Source organism: Candidatus Pelagibacter sp. uisw_138 (assembly GCF_059512485.2).
Map to the genome: position 1 here is coordinate 98,787 of NZ_CM183453.2, position 23,714 is coordinate 122,500.

A 23,714-nucleotide genomic window follows, 5' to 3' on the forward strand; every position below is an offset into this window, starting at 1 on the left:
ATCTTTTTTTAAAATTTATATATGATTACTTATGGTTGAATTGAATAAAAAATATCATATCGGAGTTAAAAAGTTTGGCTTTGTAAATTGGATTGGCTTTAAGAGCCTATGGCTTAAAGAGTGCAATAGGTTCATGGTAGTTTGGCAACAAACATTGCTATCTCCACTTGTATCAAGTTTATTATTTTTATCAGTTTTATCTTTGGCATTAGGAAATAACAGAGGAGACGTGCTTGGTTATTCTTTTATGAGTTTTTTAGCGCCAGGACTAGTTGCAATGAGTATTTTGGGCCAATCATTCAGTCATTCAGTTTCTTCATTGATGATTGGAAAAATTCAAGGGAATATTGTTGATATGCTTTATGCACCATTATCAGCACTTGAAGTTTCAATGGCAATAATACTAGCAGCCTTAACAAGAAGTTTTTTAATAGCTACAATTTCAATAGGTGTTTTTTCTCTAATAGTTGAAATACCAATATATAATATTTTATATATTTTTGTCTTTGGTTTTTTAGGAGCATTTATTTTGGGAAGCTTAGGTTTTATTACCGGTCTTTGGGCTGAAAAGTTTGATCATACGGCAACAGTCACTAATTTTGTTATTACACCCCTAAGTTTTTTATCTGGAGTATTTTATTCAATAGATAAACTTCCACAATTTTTTCAAACGATAAGTCATATTAATCCATTTTTTTATATGATTGATGGTTTTAGATACGGCTTTTTAGGTAAGTCAGATGGTTCAATAAATATAGGATTGATATATTTATCAATACTAAGTGTTTTAATTTGGTATGTAGCTTTTTTTCTTTACAAAAAGGGTTATAAAATTAAATCTTAGTTAATGAGCGCTTTAGCAAAAAATTATAATAGAAGACCAATTTCCTTTAAGTATGGAAAGGGAAGTTTTTTATATTCTACTAATGGAAAAAAATATTTAGACTTTGTTCAGGGAATAGCAGTTAATTCCTTAGGGCATGCAAACCCATATTTAATAAAAGCAGTTAATAAACAATCAAAAAAACTTTGGCATGTTTCTAATGCGTTTATCATTCCGGAGGGAGAAAAATTAGCTAAAAGATTAGCCAAAAAAACTTTTGCAGATTTTATTATTTTCCAAAATAGTGGAGCAGAAGCTACAGAAGCTGCAATTAAAGTTGCTAGAAGATATTTTTATTCGATAGGACAACCTTCAAAGAATAGAATTCTTTGTGTTAAAAATTCATTTCATGGAAGAACGTTAGCTACAATTTATGCTAGTGGATCTAAGAAGATGACAGAAGGTTTTGGACCAAAAGTGGATGGGTTTGATCACTTTGAATTTGGAAACCATAAGGATTTTAAAAAAAAAATAACAAAAAGAACAGCTGCAATTATGGTTGAAACCGTGATGGGAGAAGGTGGAATTAAAACTATTCCCAATTGGTGTTTAAAAGAATTAAGAAAAATTTGTGATAAGAAAAAAATTTTATTGATTTTAGATGAGGTGCAGTGTGGAATTGGTAGAAGTGGAAATTTTTTTGCATTTGAAAATTCAAAGATTAAGCCTGATATTGTCCCAATTGCAAAAGGTATTGGAGGTGGGTTTCCATTGGGTGCGGTCTTAATGAATAAAAAAGTAGCATCAGGAATGACAGCTGGAACTCATGGGTCAACATTTGGTGGTAACCCACTGGCTATGTCTGTTGGAAATGCTGTTTTAGATCAAATATTAAAAAAAGGGTTTCTTTCAAATGTTAAAAAATTATCAAAATACTTTCACTCAGAATTAAATAAATTGAGAAAAGATTTTCCTAAAGTAATCAAAGAAGTAAGAGGTGTTGGTTTACTAATAGGACTACAACTTCATAATGATCAAACAAAATTTATACAGAAATTAATGAATAATAAATTATTAACGATTAGAGCAGCTGAGAATGTTGTTAGAATATTACCTCCTCTAAATGTCAAAAAAGAAGAAATAAATATAGCAATAAATACCATTAAAAAAGTGTGTTCTACTTATAAATAAAAATGAAACATTTCATCAACCTTAAAGACATATCTTCAGCAGACTTAAAAAAGATCGTCACTGATGCAAAAAAAAGAAAACAAAAAAGAAAAAATTATAACACTCTAGAAGTCGATAAAGATAAACCTTTAAAAGGTAAATTACTTATTCAAATGTTTGAAAAGGCAAGTTTGAGAACGCGATTGAGTTTTTATCTTGCAATAAAACAATTAGGTGGAGGAACTATAACTCTTAGAGCTAACGAATTGCATTTAGGAAAAGGTGGAGAAAGTCTAGCAGATACAGCAAAAATCTTATCAACTTATGGAGACGGTTTTATGCTGAGAACTGATAGTGATGAAAAAATAGCAGAATTTAGTAAATATTTAAAGATACCATTAATAAATGGTTTAAGCCCATCATCTCATCCAACTCAAGTGCTATCAGATATTTTTACAGTTGAAGAAATTAAAAAAAAATCTATTTCTAAATTAAATATTTGTTGGATTGGAGATTCAAATAATGTTCTGAATAGCCTGATTGCTGCTTCAGTTAAATTTTCTTTCAACTTAAACATTGGCTGTCCTAAGAGCTATGAGCCTAAAAAATTTGTATTAGATTGGGTTAGAAAAAATAAAAGAAAAATTAATATCTTTAATGATGCTAAAAAAGCAGTTAAAAATGCTGATGTAATTTTTTCAGACAAGGTGATTTCATTGAATGATAAAGTTAATAAAAATAAAAAAATTAAAGATTTTAAAAACTTCCAAATTAATTCAAAATTGATGAGTTTTGCCAAAAAAGACACAACTTTTTTACACTGTCTTCCAAGAGGAGATGAGGTCACAGGAGATGTTTTTTTGGGAAAAAATTCTGAAGTATGGTTACAGGCCCTGAATAGAGTGCATGTTCAAAAAAGTATTTTATTATATTGTTTTGGGAAATTAAGGTAGCTGTTTAGGGCTGTCACTGCTTTGATTTAGATATTTAATTACAGAAGCTCTGTCTTTCTCTTTTCTTAAACCAGCATAGGACATTTTAGTTCCCTTTAAATAAGAAGCAGGTTTTTTTAAAAATCCATTTAATTCTTCAAATGACCATTCTTTACCATATGAAGCTAAAGCTTTAGAGTATTTATAATCATCTACTCCGCCAACTGCTCTACCAACAACATTGTATAATGCTGGGCCAATCTTATTTTTTCCACCTTTATTTATTGAGTGGCATGCTGCACATTTTTTAAAAATTTTTTCACCAGAAGCAACATCGCCTAGAGCCATTATAGCTACAATATCTACTTTTTGTTCAACTTCAGCAACTTGAGATGTTGTAGAGGCTAGTTGTCCTTCTACCTCAACTTTATACCCAGGATTTTTTGGTTTATTTACATGAAAAACGCCATCTGCAATCTTTCCTAAACCGATTACAAGTAATGCAACCATTAAAATTGCTGCAATAATTTTATTAAGCTCGAACGAATCCATATAATTATTATTATTTTGCAGATATAACATGATAATTAAAAAAATACTTAATTTTTAATTTTTAATTTTGCGTCTGTTAGACGCACAAAATGGTAAATTTATAATGGCTAAAACATTAATATTAATTCCATCAAGAATGTCGGCAAATAGATTGCCAGGTAAACCACTTTTAAAAATTAATAATTTATCAATGATTTCTCATGTTTTTAAAAAAGCAGAGGAAGCAAAAATTGGTGAAGTCGTAGTAGCAACAGAAGATATAGAAATACTTGAAGATGTTGAAAAAAATGGAGGCAGAGCCATTTTAACTGGTAGCACTCACAAGACTGGAACAGATAGAATTTTTGAGGCTTATGAAAAACTCAACATCAAGGACATTGATTTTATATTAAACCTACAAGGAGATGAGCCAAATATCGACAAAAATGATATTATAAATTTAAATAACTTTATGATTAATAGTAGTTCTGAAATTGGAACGCTAGCAGCTAAGATTAAAACTGATAAAATGTTAAGTGATCAAAATGTAGTTAAGGTTATTACAGAGTCAAAACTAGAAAAAAATAATTTTCCAAAAGCATTAAATTTTACTAGAGATAGTTTTTCAAAAAATAATCAAAATATTTATCATCATATTGGAATCTATTCATACAAAACAAGTATATTGAAAAAATTTGTTAGTTTGGATCAAACATTAAGTGAAAAGCAAAGTAGATTAGAGCAGCTAAGAGCATTAGATAATAATTTGAAAATCAGTGTTGCTTTGGCAAATTTTTCTCCTATAGGCGTAGATACAAAAGAAGATTATCTGGCTATAAAAAAAATTATGGAATATAAATCATAGAAATGAGCAAAATTTATTTTCAAGGTACATTTGGCGCATATTCACATCTAGCAGCGTTAGAAATAGATCCTAAGGCAGAGGTAATTCCATGTAAAACATTTGATGAATGTTTTTTAAAAACATCTCAAGATAAAAACTCGAAAATGGTAATTCCTGAATCAAATCGAATTACAGGAAATATTGGAATCGAATATCTTATTTTTAAGTATAGGCTGAATATTTATGCTGAACATTTTCATAAAATTGAACATAATTTATTAGGACAACTAGATAGTAATTTAAGTGATATAAAAGATGTTTACTCTCACTCTCAAGGCTTATCTCAGTGCTCTAAATTTATTAAAAAAAATAATTTAGTTGAGCATATTCGCGCTGATACTGCTGGTTCAGCTGAGACAATTTCAAAAACTAAAATTAAAACTGAAGCAGCAATTGCATCTTCTTTGAGTGCAGAAATTTATGATCTAAAAATACTTTCAAAAAATATTGAGAATGAAGAAGGTAATGCTACAAGGTTTTTGGTAATGGGCAATGAAGTTTTACAGCCTGATTTTGGTGAAAAGAAATATATAACTTCTTTTCTATTTAAACTGAAAAGTAAGCCTGCAGCTCTGTATCAATCATTAGGTGGTTTTGCTATTAATGGAGTTAATCTTACAAAGCTTCAAAGCTACCCAGAACAAAATTCATTCGAGTCATACTTTTTCTTATGTGATTTAGATGGTCACATAGATGATCCAAAAGTTCAAAAATCTTTGGAAGAATTAGGACTTCATTGTCAAGATTTTCATGTACTAGGTGTTTTTGAGGCTGATAAATTTAGAGAAAAATAATCCAGAAACTTTTCTTGTAGATTAGAAAACATTACTGTTATAATAGTTTTTGGAGGCTAGAGGTGAATGCTGCTTGAACCCGACCAGATCTTAACGGAAGCAATCGTAGAGACAGTTATTCAGGTTCTAGTCTCCTTTATATAAAATGAATAAAAATACAAAAGTTTTAGCTTTAAAGTACAGACCTCAGACATTTAATGATCTTATAGGGCAAGATGTTGTTGCGGAAACAATTTCTAATTCTATTAAGGCTAATAAAGTGCCTAATGCCTATCTTTTTACTGGAATTAGAGGAATAGGAAAAACTACTACAGCAAGGATTGTTGCAAAATCTCTAAATTGTTCAAATGGAATAGATAATTTGTGTAAAGAGGAACTTTGTGAAAATTGTAATGCCATTTCTAACTCAAATCATATTGATGTATTGGAAATGGATGCAGCAAGTAAAACAGGAGTAGACGATGTAAGAGACCTTATTGAATTTTCTAGATATGGCCCAACTACTGCTAAATATAAGATATTTATAATTGATGAAGTGCACATGCTTAGCAAACAAGCATTCAATGCATTGTTAAAAACTTTAGAGGAGCCACCAGAATATTTAAAATTTATCTTTGCAACAACAGAAATAAAAAAAATCCCCATTACAGTGGTTTCACGTTGTCAAAGATTTGATTTATCTAGAATTAAATCTTTAGAATTGTTTGATTTTATCAAGAAAATTAAAGAAAAAGAAAATGGTAATGCATCAGATGATGCTCTTAAATTAATTGTTAAAATCTCTGAAGGTTCAGTTAGGGATGCACTATCGTTACTTGATAGAGCTCTACTTACTTTAGATAAAGATAAAGAATTAGATCTTGCAGCAGCGCAAAAAATATTTGGTTATTTTGATAAGTCTCAATTAATTGATTTATTTGAATTGATATTTGAAGGTAAAGAAACTGAAGTACTCAACACTTATAGAGAAATATATAACCAAGGTGTTGAACCAAAAATTTTTATTAATGATTTTTTAGAACTCTTGTATTATTTTAAAAATATTGATTCACTAAATCTAGATGGTAATAACTTTTTATTGAATGATGAAGAATTTAATAAAATTAAAGATCTTGCAGAAAAAGTTAACGATGAAACTTTAATATTATTTTGGCAATTTACTATTAAAACACTTGAGGAACTTGATATTGTTTCTAATCAACATTTATCAATGGAAATGTTCTTAATTAGATTAATTCATTTAAAAGGTATTAAACAAGACAGTGACGAATATAATAAAGACAGTAAACCATTAGCTGAAAGTGAAAACCAAACATCTTTTTCACAAAAAAAAATAAACGAAGATATATTTGGGATAAAAGATAAAGCAGAAACAATAGGTCAAATAAAAAATATTGTTCAAGAGAAAGACATCAAAGAAAAAGAAATTAGCAGTATTGAAACAAACCCTAATCTTATAAATTCATTTGATGATCTATTAAAAACATGCTTTTCTAAAAAAGAGATTAAATTAAAATATGAATTAGAAAAAAACGTTAATCTTGTAAGTTTTGAAAATAAAAGAATTGAAATTTCATTTAATGAAGATTTAGATAAAGATTTTATTAAAGATCTTTCAACAAAACTTTTTGAATGGACTAATGAAAGATGGATTATAAGTCTAAGCAAAACCAAAGGACAGCCATCTAAAAAAGAAGAAGAAATTAACCAAAAAAAAGAACTGTTAGAAAGTGTAAAAAATTCTTCAATTTATAAAGATATTTTAAAAAGTTTCCCTGACGCAGAACTTATTGACGTTAAACCTAGAAAAGAAGATTAAAGAATGACTGATTTTACAAAAATTTTAGATAAAGCAAAAGAATTAGAGGCTAAAATGAAAGAGAGCCAAGAAAAAATAAAAAATATTCAAGTAGAAGGAACCTCAGGTTCAAATTCTGTAAAGGTTACTTTAAATGGTGAAAATGAAATGATCAAAATTGATCTTTCAGACGAAATATTAAAGGAAAATAAGATTATAATCGAAGATTTGATAGTGGCTGCCCATAACAACGCAAAATCAGAATTAAAATCCAAGACATCTGAGGAAATTTCTAAGTCTACAAGTGGATTTGGTATTCCCGGTTTTAAATGGCCACTTTAAAAATATGCAAAATATTAATGAGATAGAAGAATTAATCAAATTAATTTCTAAACTCCCTGGCTTAGGTCCTAAATCTGCAAAAAGAATTGTATTAAAACTTATTAATAATAGGGATGAACTTGTAAAACCAATGGCAAACACTCTAGCGCAAGTTTATAAAAATGTCATTAGATGCCAATCTTGTGGTACTTTAAAATCTAATTCCTTAGGTTGTGATAACTGTGAAAATTCAAAAGAAAAATATAATAAAATTTGTGTAGTTGAAGACATTGCAGATCAGTGGTCAATTGAAAATTCAAATATTTATAAGGGCTACTTTCATATTCTTGGTGGAACTATTTCTTCTGCTGGTCAGAGAAAAGAAGATCTTTTGATTAATTCATTAGTAGAAAGAGTTTTAAGAGAAAATATTGAAGAAGTTATACTTGCAACAAGCGCAACAGTAGAAGGTCAAACTACAGCTTATTATATAGAGGATAGTTTAAAAAAAACTTCTACTAAGGTTACAAAACTTGCTCAAGGACTACCTGTTGGTGGCGAAATAGAAAGTCTCGATGATGGAACTTTATATTCAGCTTTTAAAAACAGAACTGGAATTAAAACTAATTCTGATTAGATTTCTTTAATAATCGATTTAGATGTAATAACGGTTCTGTGTAACCAGAAGGTTGCTCTTTACCTTTAAAGATTAAATCACAAGCTGTCTTAAAAGCAATTGATTGTTCAAAATTTTCAGACATCATTTCGTAGCTTCCTCTTCCAGAGCGAGTATATGCACTATCATTTTTATTTTGATCATCAACAATTTTTGCCATTTTTTTCATCAGTTCCATAACTTGTGATTTTGTACAAATATCGTGATGTATCCAATTAGCTATATGTTGAGAAGAAATTCTTAAAGTGGCTCTATCCTCCATCAAACCAACATTATTAATGTCAGGTACTTTTGAACAGCCAACTCCATGATCTATCCATCTTACGACATACCCTAAAAGAGTTTGTGCAGAATTGGAAATTTCAGAGTTAATTTCTTCCATTGACCAGTTTGGCCTATCTGCCACAGGAATTGTTAACAGGTCATCCAGTTTTGCAGATTCTCTTTTTTGAATTTCTTTTTGTTTCTCAAAAATATTTATTTCATGATAATGAAGGGCGTGAAGAGCTGCCGCTGTAGGCGAGGGAACCCAAGCACAATTTGCACCAGCATTTAGATGACCAGTTTTTTGTTCCATCATCTCTTTCATTTTGTCAGGCATAGCCCACATCCCTTTACCAATTTGAGCCTTACCAGAAAGACCACATTGAAGACCTATGTCTACGTTATTATTTTCATATGCTCCAATCCATTTAGAAGATTTCATATCTCCTTTTTTAATCATAGGACCAGCTTCCATTGAAGTATGCATTTCATCACCAGTACGATCTAAAAAACCAGTGTTAATAAAAAATACTCTATTTTGAAGTGTTCTAATACACTCTTTTAAATTAGAAGAGGTTCTTCTCTCTTCATCCATAATTCCAATTTTACATGTGTATTTTTCCAATCCTAAAACTTCTTCAACTTTAGTAAAAATTAAATCTGTAAATGTAGTTTCATCAGGACCATGCATTTTTGGTTTAACAATATAAATGGAACCACTTCTAGAATTACCCTTTTTTTTAATATCATGAAGGCAAGCTGCTGAAGTTATAAAGGCATCCATAATACCTTCTGGTATTTCAGAGCCATCTTTTAAAGTGATTGCTGAGTTAGTCATAAGGTGTCCAACATTTCTTACCAATAACAAACTTCTTCCATGTAGTTTTAATCCTTTTCCATCTTTAGAAATATAACTTCTGTCAGGATTTAATTTACGCTCATAAGTCTTTCCATTTTTTTCAAAAGTTGATTTCAAATCACCTTTCATAAGTCCAAGCCAATTACGATAACAAATAACTTTGTCATCAGCATCAACTGCAGCAACACTATCTTCATTATCACAAATAGTTGAAACTGCAGCTTCAACAATAATATCGCTAATTTTAGCAGGATCTTGTTGAGCGCTAAAAGCATTTGGATCTATAATTATTTCTATATGAAGATTATTATTTTTTAAAATTATTGCTGAAGGATCATTGGCCTCTCCTCTATGACCAATAAATTTATCTTTATTTTTTAAAGATGTTTCAGCACTATCTTTTAATACTGTTAAAGAACCATTATTAATTTTAAACCCTGTAATATTATGCCATTCAAAATCTTCTAGAGAAAAATATTTTTTTAAAAAGTCTCTTCCATATTTTATAACCATTTCCCCTCTTAAAGGATCATATCTTTGAGAAGTACTATCTTCAGATTGCTCAATTATATCTGTGCCATACAAACTGTCATATAAACTCATCCATCTAGCATTAGCAGCATTCAGTGCATATCTTTCATTCATGATTGGAACTACTAATTGTGGTCCAGCAATACTAGTTATTTCTTCATCAACATTATTTGTTTTGATTTTAAAATCAGGACCTACTTCTTTTAAATAATCAATTTCTTTTAAAAATTTTTTATATTCCCCTAGGTTTATTTCATTGCCCTTATTTGCAATGTGCCAATCGTCTATTTTTTTTTGTAAATCTTCTCTTATTTTTAATAGGTCTTTATTTTTTGGAGCTAATTCATGAACCATCCTATCAAAGCCTACCCAGAATTTTTCTGAAGAAATATTCGTGTCTTTAAGTAACTCTTCATTAACGAAGTTAAGTAATTTATTAGAAACTGACAGATTGTGTATTTTTGTATATTGTTCTTTCATAGCACCCATTTTACCCCATCTGTATTTTTGCCTGAGAGTTTTGCTCCATCGGCGAGATAAATCTCTTTCCAGAGTGTTATGTTTATTATCGGTCCTTTTGCCTGAGAGTTTCCGGGGTGGTTGCTCCTTCGGCGCTATTATTTTAATAGTCTCTCCCGATATTTATTAAGAATATCTCTTAATAGAATTATGTCAAATATAATTTATTTAAAACATTTTATTGCCTTTTTTCATAATTAATTAATAATTAAAAAATTATATGAAAAATTATTTAAATTTTGAAACAGATATTAAAAATTTAGAGATAGAAATAGACAAACTTAAAGACCCTTATAATCAAGACGGTCTTTCGGAAGTAGACACAAAAAAAATTTCTGAGTCTCAAAAAGAAATAGATAATAAGCTGCAAGAAATTTATTCCAACTTAGATCCTTGGCAAACCACCCTAGTTGCAAGGCATGAAGATAGGCCTAAAGCAAAATTTTTTATAGATAATTTATTTAAGGATTTTATTCCATTGTCAGGAGACAGATTTTATGGAGAAGATAAGTCAGTATTAGCAGGATTTGCAAAATTTAATGAGAAATCGGTTTTAGTTATTGGCCAAGAAAAAGGAGATAGCCTTGAAAGTAGAATTGAAAGAAATTTTGGAATGATGAGGCCTGAGGGTTATAGAAAAACAATTAGATTAATGAAATTAGCCAACAAATTTAATATTCCAATAATTTCTTTTATAGATACACCCGGAGCATATCCTGGCGTAGGCGCAGAAGAGAGAGGCCAAGCAGAGGCAATTGCTAAATCAATTGAGTGCTGCATGTCGTTAAATGTCCCAACTCTTGCAATTGTTATTGGAGAAGGTGGATCAGGAGGTGCAATAGCACTTGCTTCGTCTAACAAAGTAATTATGTTAGAAAATGCAATTTACTCAGTAATATCTCCAGAGGGCTGTGCCACTATTTTATGGAGAGACCCCAAAAGAACTTTAGAGGCAGCAAAAGCCATGAAATTATCTTCAAAAGACCTCTTAGAACTAAAAGTAATTGATGAAATTATTCCAGAGCCAATTGGTGGCGCTCATAGGGATAGAGACCTAATATTAGATAACGTAAGAAAATCAATTGAAAAAAATTTGAGTGAATTTTTTAATATGAGTGGAGAAGAAATTTTTAATCATAGAAAAAATAAATTTTTGACTATTGGAAGATCTAAAGGATTCGTAAATCAATTAGATGATTTAAGCACACTTAGCATGAAAGAAAACAAGGTTAATATGTTTGTTAAAAATTTCTTTCTCTCTAAGTTAAATTTAGTAGCTGCAATTGGATTAATAGTTTTATTGGGCTATTTAGTATTTTCTTTATAAAGCACCACAGCATTTTTTATATTTTTTCCCAGAGCCACATGGACAGGGTTCATTTCTACTTATTTTTTTCCCAATATATTTTGGATCAATTTTGGTTGTTTCAGGAGACTCTTTTTCTAGAGTAGGTTCTTGAACCATTTTTAAATTGATTAAAATCGTAACAAAATCCATTTTTAATTTATTCAATAGGTTTTCAAAAAGAAAAAAAGCTTCTTTTTTATACTCAACTAATGGATCTCTTTGACCATAAGATCTTAAGCCAATAACTTGTCTCAGTTGTTCGAGATATTGAATATGTGACTTCCAATTTAAATCTATGCACTGAAGAAAAATTCTTTTTTCAATTTCTTTTGCTTTTTCTTCATCCAACATTTTAATTCTTTCACTTCTTGCTTCTAAAAATTTAGAATTAATTTTATTTTTGAACTTTTCATCTCTTAATTCAGTGACACTTTTGAATTCATTATCATCAACACTTTTTCCTAGTAAAGTTTTTAGTTGATTGTTAAATTCATTATTTTTAGCTGTTGATAGTTTTTGTGTTTTTAAAGTGATCAAATGACTAATAATTTCAGATAGGAATTCATCCGAATAATCAAAAACTTTTTCACTATTCATTACGCCATTTCTTTGAGAGAATATTACATGTCTTTGGTCATTTAAAACGTCATCAAATTTTAATAAATTTTTTCTTATATCAAAGTTTCTGGCCTCAACTTTCTGTTGTGCTCTCTCAAGTGCTTTATTGATCCAGGGGTGATCAATACTTTCCCCATCTTTTAGACCTAGTTTTTGAAGAATATTATTCATAGACTCGGAACCAAAAATTCTCATTAGATCATCTTCTAAACTAACATAAAAAATTGAACTTCCTTCGTCACCCTGTCTGCCAGCTCTTCCTCTCGCTTGGTTATCAACTCTTCTGGATTCCATTCTTTCAGTACCAATAACAAATAGCCCACCAAGTGATTTTATTTTGTTTTTATTTGTTAAAAGCTCATCATCAGGTTGACTTCCTTTTTTCCCACCTAATTGAATATCAACACCTCTTCCTGAGATACTTGTTGTGATTATAACTGAATTCATTTTTCCAGCATTTGCAATGATTTCAGCCTCATTTTCATGATTTTTTGCATTTAAAACTACATGTTTAATTTTTCCATCATTTAATAGTTTTGAATAAATTTCTGATTTATTGATGCTAGAAGTAAAAATTAATATTGGCTGACTTTGATTATGGCATTCAAGAACTTTTTCAATGATAGCTTTATTTTTTTCTTCTTCGGTTCTGAAAATTTGATCATTCCAATCTTTTCTAATCATTTCTTTATTAGTAGGAATGATGACTACAATTAAGCTGTATATTTCATAAAACTCCTGAGATTCAGTCGCTGCAGTCCCAGTACATCCAGAAATTTTATTATAGAGTTTAAAATAATTTTGATAAGTTATTGATGCTAGAGTTTGATTTTCAGCTTGAACATCTATTCTTTCTTTAGCTTCGAGCGCTTGATGTAAGCCATCTCCAAATCTTCTTCCTTCTAATATTCTGCCTGTAAGTTCATCAATAATTTTTAATGCTCCATCTTTTACAATATAATCCCTTCCTTTTTCAAATAGGTGATGAGCTCTTAAAGATTGATTTACATGATGAACTAAACTTAAGTTTTCAGGGTCATAAAAGTTATTATTTTTTAGGATTCCCACATCAGAGAATATTTTTTCTACTTTATTTATTCCTTCATTAGTAAGTAATATATTTTTATCTTTTTCATCGATCTCATAATGTTCTGGTAGTAGTCTTTTTATAAGTTTGTCAATCGCAAGATATTGTTCTGTTTTGTCTTCAGCGGCTCCTGAAATTACAAGTGGAGTTCTGGCTTCATCAATTAAACAAGAGTCTATTTCATCAACAATAGTATAAATGTGCCCTCTTTGAACCATTTGTTCCTTTGAAAATTTCATATTATCTCTAAGATAATCAAACCCTAGTTCACTATTAGTTGCATATGTAATATCAAAATTATAATTTCTTTTTCTTTCAAGATCATCTTGGTCATTGTTTATAAAACCAAAACTTAATCCTAAAAATTTATATATCTCCCCCATTTCCTGTGAATCTCTTTTTGCAAGATAGTCATTTACAGTAACTATATGAATGCCTTTTTCAGACAAAGCATTTAAATAGGCCGCAAGACTTATTGTTAAAGTTTTACCTTCACCAGTTCTCATTTCAGCAATTTTTCCTTCGTGAAGAACAACGCCCCCAAGTATTTGAACATCATGATGCCTTTCATTTCTTGTTCTCTTAGAAGCCTCTCTTACAAGTGCAAAAGCCTCAGGTAATAGGGCGTCTAGATTTTCACCCTTATTGAGTCTATCTTTCAATTCTATAGTTTTTTTAGGAAAGTCTTTATCATGAAGGTTTTTAACAGTAGCCTCGAAGGAGTTAACTTTTACAACTATTTTGTTAATTCTATCGAGCTCTTTTTGATTACTAGATTTAATGAACTTTGTGATAAAATTTAAGGGATTAAGCATCTAATTTTCTGGTATATAATTAATTATAACTTTTAATATAAGTATTAAATAAATATTTTAAATACATGCCAATAAACGTTAAAAACTTTATAAACTCTCTAAATTTAAAGTCAAAAAATAGTGACTTTCAAGATTTAGAACATTTAGATGGAGTTTCAATATCCACTATTTGTGCAAATTTATACAATAAACCTAGAGATGACTTAGTTATGTTTTATTTTAGAGATGGAGCAAACTATGCCTCTGTTTATACACAATCAAAAATAGTTTCAGAGAATATTAAATGGAATTTAAATATAAAAAGTAAAAAAATAAGCTCTCTAATTGTTAACACTCGAAATGCCAACGCATTTACGGGACTAGATGGGTACAAGGGTTTAAAAGAGATAGCAGAAGAAGCAGCATTACAGTTAACAAAAAAACAAACTGAAGATGAGGACTCTCCAAAAAAGATATCATCAAATGAAGTTCTTTTTGGATGCACGGGGACAATAGGAGAAAAATACCCAACTGAAAAAATTAAAAGAAATATTCCAGAGCTAATCAAAAAAATTAAATATACGCAAAATAAATTTATCTGGATGAAAGCTGCATTAGGTATAATGACAACTGACCTCCAGCCAAAAATTGCCATGGAGGAATGCCAAATAGGAAATAAAAATGTTAATATTTATGGAATTGCTAAAGGGTCAGGAATGATTTTTCCAAACATGGCAACAACATTAGGTTATGTTTTCACAGATGCAGATCTTTCAAACGATATTTTAAGCAAACTATTAAAAAAAAATATCAATACAACCTTCAATGCAATTACTTGCGATGGCGACACTAGTACAAATGATATGGTTTCTATTTTTTCAACAGGAAAAGTAAAAAATCCAATCATTAATAATATTAATGATAAAAATATATTTAGTTTTGATAAAGCTTTGCATTCGGTACTATTAAACTTATCAAAAAGAGTAGTTAAGGATGGTGAGGGAGCTACTAAATTTATTACAATCAATATAGCTAAGTCAAAAAATGAGAAAGAAGCAAGAGTAATAGCTTTTTCTATTGCGAATTCAAATCTTGTTAAAACAGCCATTGCAGGAGAAGACCCAAATTGGGGTAGAATAGTAATGGCCATAGGTAAATCTGGAGTGAAAATAGATTTAAAAAAATTATCAATAAGCTTTGGTGGTATAAAAATTATAGAAAAAGGAAAAATTTTTAAAAATTACAAAGAAAAGGAAGTAGCCAATTATATGAAAGACAAATCAATAGATATTTCAGTAAACCTAAATATGGGCTCAAAAAACTTTACTGTCTACACAATGGATTTAACAAAAAAATATATTGAGATTAACACTGATTATAGAAGCTAATTTGATATTGAATTAACTTTATTAATTATTAAATGTAACTAATGATCAAATACAAGCTCATATGCAAAGATTGTGAAACTACTTTTGATAGTTGGTTTTCATCCTCTAAAGAATATGAAAAACTTAAAAAGAAAAAATTCTTAAATTGTCACTTTTGTAATTCCTTAAATGTTGGGAAAGCTTTGATGTCTCCTAGTGTAAGCACGTCAAAAAACAATTTGAGAGACATCAATTTATCTAGTGAAAAATATAGAGAAATAAAAAAAACAATTTCTAAATATCAAGAATTTATAAAAAAAAATTTTGAATATGTTGGAGAAAATTTTGCCTATGAGGCAAGGTCTCTACATTATAAGAATAAAAAAAGAGCCAAAGGTATTTATGGCACCGCAACAAAAGAAGATCTTACCGAGTTAAATGAAGAGGGTATAAAAACAGAAATACTACCTTGGATAAAAGATACTACGAATTAATTTTTTATAAATTTTGTAATATAATTAACAGAAGTATCACCTGTTACCTTCCAGCTATTATCTAGTATATTAAAATTCATTCCATCTAATTTTTTAAGAGATAGATTGTTTTTTTTACTTATGCGTATTAGCTCACTAGGTTTAACAAATTTTTCCCAATCATGTGTTCCAATTGGCAACCATTTTAAAATATATTCAGCACCTACTATTGCGAATACATAAGATTTTAATGTTTTGTTAAGGGTTGCAATAAACATTATTCCATTTTTTTTTAATAATTTTGAACTTTCTTTAATGAAAAAGTCTATATCATTAACATGCTCAACGATTTCCATGTTTAAAATTACATCAAATCTTGTTTTATTTTTTAACATCTCTGGAGATGCAACTTTATAATCAATCTTAAGGTTATTTTTTTTTGCATGAAATTTTGCAACCTCAATATTTTTATTTGATGCATCAATACCAACAACATTTGCTCCTAGTCTGCACATTGGCTCAGATAATAATCCACCACCACAACCAATATCTAGTAATTTAATATTTTTTAAGGGCTTATCAGACGATCTAATCTTAAAATCTTTGATAATATTTTCTTTTATATATCTAATTCTTATTGGATTAAAATTATGTAATGGTTTGAATTTACCATTAGGATCCCACCATTCTTCAGCAATTTTGGAAAATTTCTCAATTTCTTTTTTATTTATTGAATTCATAATAGATGACTTGTGGACATAACAATTAAGATGTATTTTATCAATTATAAATTACAAAATTATCAATGAAAACTGTTGTATTAAAGTTTGGTGGAACTTCTGTTGGAAGCATAGATAGAATAAAGAATGTAGCAAAAATTATTTCTTCTTATAAAAAGAAGAAAATGGGAGTTATTGTAGTTTCATCTGCGATGAGTGGTACAACTAACGAATTAATAAAAAAAACAAAAGAATTAAGTAATAGCTTTGATGCAGCAGAATATGATGTTTTATTAGCAACAGGAGAGCAAGCAACTTGTGCGTTAATTGCTGGAAGATTAAAACACCTTGGTTTTAAAGCTAGATCATGGATGTCATGGCAGCTGCCAATTATTACAGAGGGACCTTATGGCTCTTCAAGAATTAGCAAAATCAATAAAGGAAAAATACTTAGTTTCATGAAATCAGGTGGAATACCTATCATCACTGGTTTTCAAGGCATTAATTTTGAAAACAGGATCACAACACTAGGAAGAGGTGGAACTGATGCATCGGCAATAATGCTGGCAAAATTTTTTAATACTAATGCGTGTAATATCTACACTGATGTAGATGGCGTTTATACTACAGATCCAAGAAATCATTCAAAAGCTAAAAAAATTCATAAAATTTCCTACGACGAAATGTTAGAGATGGCATCGCTAGGCGCAAAAGTTATGCAGCCTACTTCTGTACAAGATGCAAAACTAAATAACATTAATTTTTCAGTTAAATCTTCATTTCAAAAAAAGAAGGGCACATTAATAACTGGTGCAAAAAAAACCTTTAGTAATCAAATAATAACTGGAATTACTTCTACAAAAAATGATTCTAAAGTTACGATTGTGGGTGTTAAGGATAGACCAGGAGTAGCAGCTGCTATTTTTAAACCATTATCACTTAATCAAATTAATGTTGATATGGTAGTTCAAAACATTTCTTTAAATGGAAAAGAAACAGACTTAACTTTTACAATTAAATCTGAGGATGCAAAAAAAACAGAAAAAATAATTAAACAAAATAAAAAAATTTCATTTAGAAAATTTACATACGATAATAATGTTTCAAAAATATCTATTATTGGTGTTGGTATGATTTCAACACCAGGAATTACTTATAGAATGTTTCAAGCATTGGCTTCAAAAAAGATTAACATAATGGTTATTTCAACTTCTGAAATTAAAATTTCAGTTTTAATTTCAAATAAACAGATAAAAAAAGCAGTAGCAGTGCTTCACAAAGAATTTAAGTTAGATTAACTTATGAGCTTAAGACCATTTAGAGACATTCATAGAAAAAAAACAAAAGTTATAAATGTTGGTGATGTAAAAATAGGTGGAGACAATCCTATCTCTGTCCAATCTATGACTAACACCTTAACAACTGATATTCAGGCCACAATAAAACAAATCAATGATATTCATGAAGAGGGTGCTGACCTAGTTAGGGTTTCGTGCCCAGATAAAGAGTCCTCATTAGCTCTTAAGGAGATCACAAAACATGTATCTGTTCCAATAATTGCTGATATTCATTTTCACTATAAAAGAGCAATAGAAGCGGCTGAAAATGGAGCAAAATGTTTAAGAATTAATCCAGGAAACATAGGGGATAAATTAAAAATACACGATGTACTTAGTGCTGCTAAAAATAACGATTGCTCTATTAGAATAGGTGTTAACGCTGGCTCTCTTGAAAAAGATATTTTAGAAAAATATAAGGAGCCATGTCCAGAAGCTTTAGTTGAAAGTGCACAGAGAAATATTAAGATTTTAGAAGATCAAGATTTTTTTAATTTTAAGATAAGTGTAAAATCTTCAGATATTTTTTTATCTATTGCAGCGTATCGTCAACTATCAAAAGTTACAGATTATCCACTACATCTAGGGATCACAGAAGCTGGAAGTTTTGTGACAGGCAGTGTTAAGTCATCAATAGGTCTTGGGTCACTTTTAATGGATGGAATAGGAGACACTATAAGAATTTCTTTGTCTGATGATCCTGTTAAAGAAATTAAAATTGGTAATGAAATATTAAAGTCACTTAACTTAAGAAATAGAGGTGTAAAAATTATATCTTGTCCATCATGTGCAAGACAAGCATTCCAAGTAATTGATACAGTAAAAACATTAGAAGATAAACTTTCTCACATCAAAACTCCTTTAACATTATCAATTATTGGCTGTGTAGTTAATGGACCAGGAGAAGCAGCAATGACGGATATAGGAATAACCGGAGGTGGTAAGGGTAACAATATGCTTTATTTATCTGGTATTCAAAGTGAAAAAGTTTTATCAGAAGACATAATAGCAAGAGTTGTAAGTGAAGTCGAAAAAAAAGCTGCCGAACTTGATAAAAAATTATAAATACAATGATACCTCTAAAAACTATCGAAGATTTAATATCTAAGCACTCTATTTTGGAGAAAGAATTATCATTAGGTGAAGTGGATAAAAAACTTTTTGCTGAAAAATCAAAAGAATACTCAGATTTAAATGATGTAATTGATGACGCTAGAAAATATTTCTCTTATGAGGGGGAAAAAAATGAATTAGAGAAAATATTAGGAGATTCTAGTAGCGATAATGAGTTTAAAGAAATGGCTGAAGTAGAGTTAAAAGATTTAAAATTAGAAAATGAGTCTATAGAAAAAAAATTAAAACTATTTTTATTACCAAAAGATGAAGCAGATAAAAAAAATGCAATTATAGAAATTAGAGCAGGTACAGGAGGGTTAGAGGCAAGTTTATTTGCTGCAGATCTTTTCAAGATGTATGAAAAAGTTAGTCATCAAAAAAAATGGGAATTAGAATTAATAAGCATGTCCCAGAGTGAGGCAGGGGGACTCAAAGAAGTCATTGCATCAATTAGAGGAAAAAATATTTACTCAACATTGAAATATGAAAGTGGAGTTCATCGTGTTCAGAGGGTTCCAGATACAGAAACTCAGGGAAGAGTTCACACTTCTGCTGCAACAGTGGCTGTACTACCGGAAGCAGAAGAAGTTGATATAAAAATAAATGATTCAGACTTAAGAATTGATGTGTTTAGAGCTGGTGGCCCAGGTGGACAATCTGTTAACACAACTGATAGTGCTGTGAGAATTACTCATATTCCAACAGGGCTATCTGTATCTCAACAAGATCAAAAATCACAACACAAAAATAAAGCAAAAGGGATGTTAATTTTAAGATCAAGGCTTTATGAATTAGAAAGATCAAGAATAGACGATGAAAGATCAGAAGATAGAAAAAGTAAAATAGGAACTGGAGATCGCTCTGAAAGAATTAGAACATATAATTTTCCACAAGGAAGAGTAACAGACCATCGTATTAATTTAACCCTACACAAACTTGAAGCCTTCTTAGAAGGTGAAGCCTTTGATGAAATGGTAGAAAGCTTAACGCTTCAAGCACAAGAAGAAAAATTGAGTAATCTTAATTAAATGAATATAGAGAATATTCTAAATGAAGGAATAAGTATCCTACAAAAATATAATATAGCCAATCCTCAACTCGATAGTGAGATATTATTATCTAACTCGATTAAAAGGGATAAAAAATATATCATTTTAAATCCTAAAGAAATTTTGAACTTAGAACAATTGGGAAAATTTAGAAGTTTGATTGAAAGAAGAAAAAAAGGAGAGCCAATTGCCTACTTAATTAACAAAAAAGATTTTTGGAAAGATGAATTTTTTGTTAATAAAGATGTGCTAATTCCTAGACCAGATACTGAATTAATAATAGAGCAAGTTTTAAAAACCTATTCAAAAAATGTACAATTACAACTTCTTGATATTGGAACTGGATCTGGATGTATTCTTTTATCCATACTTAAAGAAAGACCCAATTTTTATGGAACGGGAATAGATATTTCTAAAAAAAGTATAAATGTAAGCAAATTTAACGCAAAACAACTAAACTTAACTAACCGAGTAAAGTTTTTTCACTCAAGTGTTGACAATTTTAAAAATGGCAAATATGATATCATTGTTTCAAACCCTCCATATATTGAACAGTTAAGTTTAAAATATTTGGAAAAAGATGTAGTTAATTTTGAGCCAAAGTTAGCTTTAAGTGGTGGGTTTGATGGTTTTTCAAAAATCAGAAAAGTAATCAATAAGGCAAGTATTCTGATTAAAAAAAATGGTAAATTTATTTTAGAGATAGGTTTTAATCAAAAAAGTAAAGTTATAAAAATATTAAAAGAAGAAAGTTTTTACGTTAACAAAGCCATAAAAGATTATGGCAATAATGATCGCTGTATAATCAGCACTAAAATTTAAATTGAAAAAATATTATGGTAACATTTAGAAGCAATAATAGTAATAATAATAGAAGACCTCCGTTTAGAAGCAATAATAATAGAAGACCTCCATTTAGAAGTAATAATGAAGGGTCGAAATTTTCTAACAATGATAATTTTCAAAGAAAAATTCCAGGTAGAAATAATCATAATGCAGTTAAACTTATTGAAAAATATAATGATTTAGCGAGAGAAGCCTTAGCCAATGAAGATAAAATTTTATCTGAAAATTATTTTCAACATGCAGATCACTTTACAAGAGTTCAAAATGAGCAAGAAAGCATTAGAATGGCTAGAGTAAATTCACCCGCAACTGGAAGTATTAAGCCAGTGGATTCAGAAAAAAAAGTTGAAGAAGTTGTTAAAATTGAAGCTGAAACGGTCAAAAAAGAAATGACCGAACCTGAAGTTAAAAAAGTTGTAAAAAGTGCAGCTAAAAAAGTGGTTGAAAAGAAAGTTGCAGCTAGTTAATTTTATCCAATAATTAATTCTGATTTTAAGACATCTAATTTAATTTTTTCTACCTCAAATATTTTTCTTTCTTTTCCTTTAAGAGTTTTGCCGGAAGGCAACTTTAATTTTTGAGAGTTAACTTTTTTTCCATTTACAACTACCTCATAATGTAGATGTGGACCTGTAGATTTTCCAGTCGATCCGACATAACCAATTATCTGGCCCTGTTTTACTCTTATTCCCTCTTTTATTCCTCTAGCAAAATTTTTCATATGGGCATAAATAGTTTCATAAGTTGAATTATGTTTTATTTTAATACAATTTCCACCACCACCACACCATCTTGCTCTCGTTATAAGTCCACTTCCAGATGCCATAATAGGAGTGCCCATTGGTGCAGCAAAGTCAGTTCCTCTATGCATTTTATTAAAACCATCTATAGGATGTTTTCTCATTCCAAAAGCAGAAGAAAGTCTTGCACCATTAATAGGGGTTTTCATCAATGCTTTTTCAACACTCTTACCATTTTCGTCATAGTGTCCTTCACTTCCTTTTTTTTCAAAATAATATAAGGCATTATTTTTTCTACTTAGCTTTAGATCTGCAAAAATTATGTTTCCTGTCTCAAATATTTTACCGTCATCATCTTCAAAAACTTCGTACATGATTTGAAAATTATCATTTTTTCTAATATCTCTTTGAAAATCAACTTGGAATCCATAAATTCTTGCAAACTCAATAATCACGTTTGGTTGAACTTTTAAATCAATAGCTGTTTTATATAAACTTTGTGTAATTTTTCCTTCTTTAAAAATAATTTTTTTATTTAAATTTGTAATAATTTTTTTTTTTTCAAAAAGGTTGTTATTTAGATTTCTTGTTAATTGAATCTTTTCTGTTCTAGAGACTGGAAATAAAAAAGAAGTAATTTTTTTATTATTTGATTGATCAATAGTAATTTTTATTTCAAGATTTGGTTTAAGATTATTTATATCATAATCCGAATTTAATTTGCTTTTGATCTGATTAATTTCTTCATTGGGTATTGAATAATTATTTAAAATTTTATCAAACGTTTCACCACTAGAAATTTTATGATCAATATTTTTATATCTTGGAACTAGATTGTCAAAAATTTGGTTGATAGTTTTTTGGAAATAAATATTATTTATTAAATTTTTGTAATTTTCATCTATTAATACTTTTTTTTTGTTATGGATAGTGGTGCTTGAAATCGTAATTAACAATAACAAGAAAAGAAAAGTAATCTCAATGTTTTTTTTTATTATTTCTATTATTTTATTTAAACTAAATATCATCTTGAATTAAGAATTATTAATTTAGTAATGACTAAAAATCAAAAAAAACCTTGTGTTTATTGGTATATTTGAGCATTTATTTAAATGCTAAATGCTTGATTTACTTTTATTTTAGCTTATAAGCAGCACACTTTCTCAGTAAAATTATTGTTTACTCAATAGATTAGTGAGGATTATTGGGCGTTTTAGACCCAATTAGCTATTTAAAAAGTAAAAATTTAAGAAGAGAAGTGTGGACGGTTAAGGTTACCAAAATTTGTCGTACACACTTCAAAATCGTATGGATTGTATTCTTACAATTTATATATGAAGCTAGTGTGCGCCGTTTTTTAACTTGAGAGTTTGATCATGGCTCAGAACGTACGCTGGCGGCACGCCTAACACATGCAAGTCGAACGAAGTAGCAATACTTAGTGGCAGACGGGTGAGTAACATGTGGGTATCTACCCTTTGGCCTGGAATAACACGAGGAAACTTGTGCTAATACCGGATAAGTCTTTACGGAGAAAGCTTTATGCACCATTGGATGAGCCCGCACTTGATTAGTTTGTTGGTAGGGTAATGGCCTACCAAGACTATGATCAATAGCTGATTTGAGAGGATGATCAGCCACATTGGGACTGAGACACGGCCCAAACTCCTACGGGAGGCAGCAGTGGGGAATCTTGCACAATGGAGGAAACTCTGATGCAGCGATGCCGCGTGAGTGAAGAAGGCCTTTGGGTTGTAAAGCTCTTTCGTCGGGGAAGAAAATGACTGTACCCGAATAAGAAGGTCCGGCTAACTTCGTGCCAGCAGCCGCGGTAATACGAAGGGACCTAGCGTAGTTCGGAATTACTGGGCTTAAAGAGTTCGTAGGTGGTTGAAAAAGTTGGTGGTGAAATCCCAGAGCTTAACTCTGGAACTGCCATCAAAACTTTTCAGCTAGAGTATGATAGAGGAAAGCAGAATTTCTAGTGTAGAGGTGAAATTCGTAGATATTAGAAAGAATACCAATTGCGAAGGCAGCTTTCTGGATCATTACTGACACTGAGGAACGAAAGCATGGGTAGCGAAGAGGATTAGATACC

Annotated in this window: 21 protein-coding genes, 1 rRNA gene and 1 riboswitch (1 of these 23 only partly in view); of the genes, 17 read left to right on the forward strand and 5 right to left on the reverse strand. The window is 29.8% G+C overall.

The annotated features are described in order from the left end of the window. Window positions 1-31: 31 nt before the first annotated feature. Genes AC5YGC_RS00525 through argF form a run of 3 tightly spaced genes read left to right on the forward strand, consistent with a single transcriptional unit; the run spans window position 32 to window position 2,946 of the window. Entirely contained in the window at window positions 32-844 is an 813-nt protein-coding gene (locus AC5YGC_RS00525) for an ABC transporter permease (RefSeq protein ID WP_496139717.1), read from the forward strand. 3 nt (window positions 845-847) lie between these two features. Next, the gene (locus tag AC5YGC_RS00530) at window positions 848-2,014 is read left to right on the forward strand and encodes an acetylornithine transaminase (protein ID WP_496139718.1); all 1,167 of its coding nucleotides are present in this window, start codon (window positions 848-850) and stop codon (window positions 2,012-2,014) included. A gap of 2 nt (window positions 2,015-2,016) precedes the next feature. Beyond that, a complete protein-coding gene (gene argF, locus AC5YGC_RS00535) occupies window positions 2,017-2,946 on the forward strand; it encodes an ornithine carbamoyltransferase (RefSeq protein WP_496139719.1) in 930 nt (309 codons plus the stop codon). Here argF and AC5YGC_RS00540 read toward each other — a convergent pair. Next, window positions 2,938-3,477, reverse strand: a complete 540-nt coding sequence (locus AC5YGC_RS00540; RefSeq protein ID WP_496139720.1) for a c-type cytochrome — start codon at window positions 3,475-3,477, stop codon at window positions 2,938-2,940. The genes argF and AC5YGC_RS00540 overlap by 9 nt on opposite strands. Before the next feature lie 103 nt (window positions 3,478-3,580). Here AC5YGC_RS00540 and kdsB point away from each other — a divergent pair, with 103 nt between their 5' ends. The 5 genes from kdsB (at window position 3,581) to recR (ending at window position 7,910) form a co-directional block, all read left to right on the forward strand. After that, window positions 3,581-4,321, forward strand: a complete 741-nt coding sequence (gene kdsB / locus AC5YGC_RS00545) for a 3-deoxy-manno-octulosonate cytidylyltransferase (protein WP_496139721.1) — start codon at window positions 3,581-3,583, stop codon at window positions 4,319-4,321. A gap of 2 nt (window positions 4,322-4,323) precedes the next feature. Next, on the forward strand, window positions 4,324-5,154 hold the full coding sequence (locus AC5YGC_RS00550; RefSeq protein ID WP_496139722.1) for a prephenate dehydratase domain-containing protein: 831 nt from the start codon (window positions 4,324-4,326) through the stop codon (window positions 5,152-5,154). 145 nt (window positions 5,155-5,299) lie between these two features. Beyond that, window positions 5,300-6,973 (forward strand): DNA polymerase III subunit gamma/tau, encoded by a 1,674-nt coding sequence (gene dnaX, locus AC5YGC_RS00555; protein WP_496139723.1) that lies wholly within the window; start codon window positions 5,300-5,302, stop codon window positions 6,971-6,973. Between the two features lie 3 nt (window positions 6,974-6,976). Then, a complete protein-coding gene (locus AC5YGC_RS00560) occupies window positions 6,977-7,294 on the forward strand; it encodes a YbaB/EbfC family nucleoid-associated protein (RefSeq protein ID WP_271519748.1) in 318 nt (105 codons plus the stop codon). A gap of 4 nt (window positions 7,295-7,298) precedes the next feature. Then, the gene (gene recR / locus AC5YGC_RS00565) at window positions 7,299-7,910 is read left to right on the forward strand and encodes a recombination mediator RecR (RefSeq protein ID WP_496139724.1); all 612 of its coding nucleotides are present in this window, start codon (window positions 7,299-7,301) and stop codon (window positions 7,908-7,910) included. On the opposite strand, the gene AC5YGC_RS00570 is transcribed toward recR, so the two are convergent. Continuing rightward, the gene (locus AC5YGC_RS00570; RefSeq protein WP_496139725.1) at window positions 7,897-10,092 is read right to left on the reverse strand and encodes a malate synthase G; all 2,196 of its coding nucleotides are present in this window, start codon (window positions 10,090-10,092) and stop codon (window positions 7,897-7,899) included. The two genes, recR and AC5YGC_RS00570, sit on opposite strands and share 14 nt — an antisense overlap. Window positions 10,093-10,162: 70 nt before the next feature. Next, window positions 10,163-10,251: riboswitch (glycine riboswitch) on the reverse strand. Window positions 10,252-10,342: 91 nt separating this feature from the next. Here AC5YGC_RS00570 and AC5YGC_RS00575 point away from each other — a divergent pair. After that, on the forward strand, window positions 10,343-11,449 hold the full coding sequence (locus AC5YGC_RS00575) for an acetyl-CoA carboxylase carboxyltransferase subunit alpha (protein ID WP_496139727.1): 1,107 nt from the start codon (window positions 10,343-10,345) through the stop codon (window positions 11,447-11,449). On the opposite strand, the gene secA is transcribed toward AC5YGC_RS00575, so the two are convergent. Continuing rightward, complete coding sequence (gene secA, locus AC5YGC_RS00580; RefSeq protein WP_496139728.1) at window positions 11,444-13,990, reverse strand: preprotein translocase subunit SecA; 2,547 nt, start codon at window positions 13,988-13,990, stop codon at window positions 11,444-11,446. The genes AC5YGC_RS00575 and secA overlap by 6 nt on opposite strands. Before the next feature lie 65 nt (window positions 13,991-14,055). Here secA and argJ point away from each other — a divergent pair, with 65 nt between their 5' ends. Together argJ and AC5YGC_RS00590 are read left to right on the forward strand one after the other, a co-directional pair. Next, window positions 14,056-15,357: a bifunctional glutamate N-acetyltransferase/amino-acid acetyltransferase ArgJ gene (gene argJ, locus AC5YGC_RS00585; RefSeq protein WP_496139729.1), complete on the forward strand. Its 1,302-nt coding sequence runs from the start codon at window positions 14,056-14,058 to the stop codon at window positions 15,355-15,357. Window positions 15,358-15,398: 41 nt separating this feature from the next. After that, entirely contained in the window at window positions 15,399-15,830 is a 432-nt protein-coding gene (locus tag AC5YGC_RS00590; protein WP_496139730.1) for a DUF1178 family protein, read from the forward strand. Here AC5YGC_RS00590 and ubiG read toward each other — a convergent pair. Then, window positions 15,827-16,549, reverse strand: coding sequence for a bifunctional 2-polyprenyl-6-hydroxyphenol methylase/3-demethylubiquinol 3-O-methyltransferase UbiG (gene ubiG / locus AC5YGC_RS00595; protein ID WP_496139731.1), 723 nt, complete (start codon window positions 16,547-16,549; stop codon window positions 15,827-15,829). The genes AC5YGC_RS00590 and ubiG overlap by 4 nt on opposite strands. 65 nt (window positions 16,550-16,614) lie before the next feature. Between ubiG and AC5YGC_RS00600 the strand changes: the two genes are divergently transcribed. The 5 genes from AC5YGC_RS00600 to AC5YGC_RS00620 are packed head-to-tail and all read left to right on the forward strand — an operon-like array spanning window position 16,615 to window position 21,343. Next, window positions 16,615-17,826: an aspartate kinase gene (locus tag AC5YGC_RS00600; RefSeq protein ID WP_496139732.1), complete on the forward strand. Its 1,212-nt coding sequence runs from the start codon at window positions 16,615-16,617 to the stop codon at window positions 17,824-17,826. Between the two features lie 3 nt (window positions 17,827-17,829). Then, window positions 17,830-18,930 carry a flavodoxin-dependent (E)-4-hydroxy-3-methylbut-2-enyl-diphosphate synthase gene (gene ispG, locus AC5YGC_RS00605; RefSeq protein ID WP_496139733.1) on the forward strand — a complete coding sequence of 367 codons (1,101 nt, stop codon included), beginning with the start codon at window positions 17,830-17,832 and terminating at the stop codon, window positions 18,928-18,930. A 5-nt stretch (window positions 18,931-18,935) separates the two neighbouring features. Beyond that, complete coding sequence (gene prfA / locus AC5YGC_RS00610) at window positions 18,936-20,009, forward strand: peptide chain release factor 1 (protein WP_496139734.1); 1,074 nt, start codon at window positions 18,936-18,938, stop codon at window positions 20,007-20,009. Then, on the forward strand, window positions 20,010-20,852 hold the full coding sequence (gene prmC, locus AC5YGC_RS00615; protein WP_496139735.1) for a peptide chain release factor N(5)-glutamine methyltransferase: 843 nt from the start codon (window positions 20,010-20,012) through the stop codon (window positions 20,850-20,852). It begins immediately after the preceding gene. 14 nt (window positions 20,853-20,866) lie between these two features. Continuing rightward, a complete protein-coding gene (locus AC5YGC_RS00620; RefSeq protein ID WP_496139736.1) occupies window positions 20,867-21,343 on the forward strand; it encodes a DUF4167 domain-containing protein in 477 nt (158 codons plus the stop codon). Window positions 21,344-21,345: 2 nt separating this feature from the next. On the opposite strand, the gene AC5YGC_RS00625 is transcribed toward AC5YGC_RS00620, so the two are convergent. After that, window positions 21,346-22,644 (reverse strand): peptidoglycan DD-metalloendopeptidase family protein, encoded by a 1,299-nt coding sequence (locus AC5YGC_RS00625; RefSeq protein WP_496139737.1) that lies wholly within the window; start codon window positions 22,642-22,644, stop codon window positions 21,346-21,348. Window positions 22,645-22,974: 330 nt separating this feature from the next. On the opposite strand from AC5YGC_RS00625, the gene AC5YGC_RS00630 reads away from it, so the two are divergent. Continuing rightward, a 16S ribosomal RNA gene (locus AC5YGC_RS00630) occupies window positions 22,975-23,714 on the forward strand; it runs 735 nt beyond the window's last position.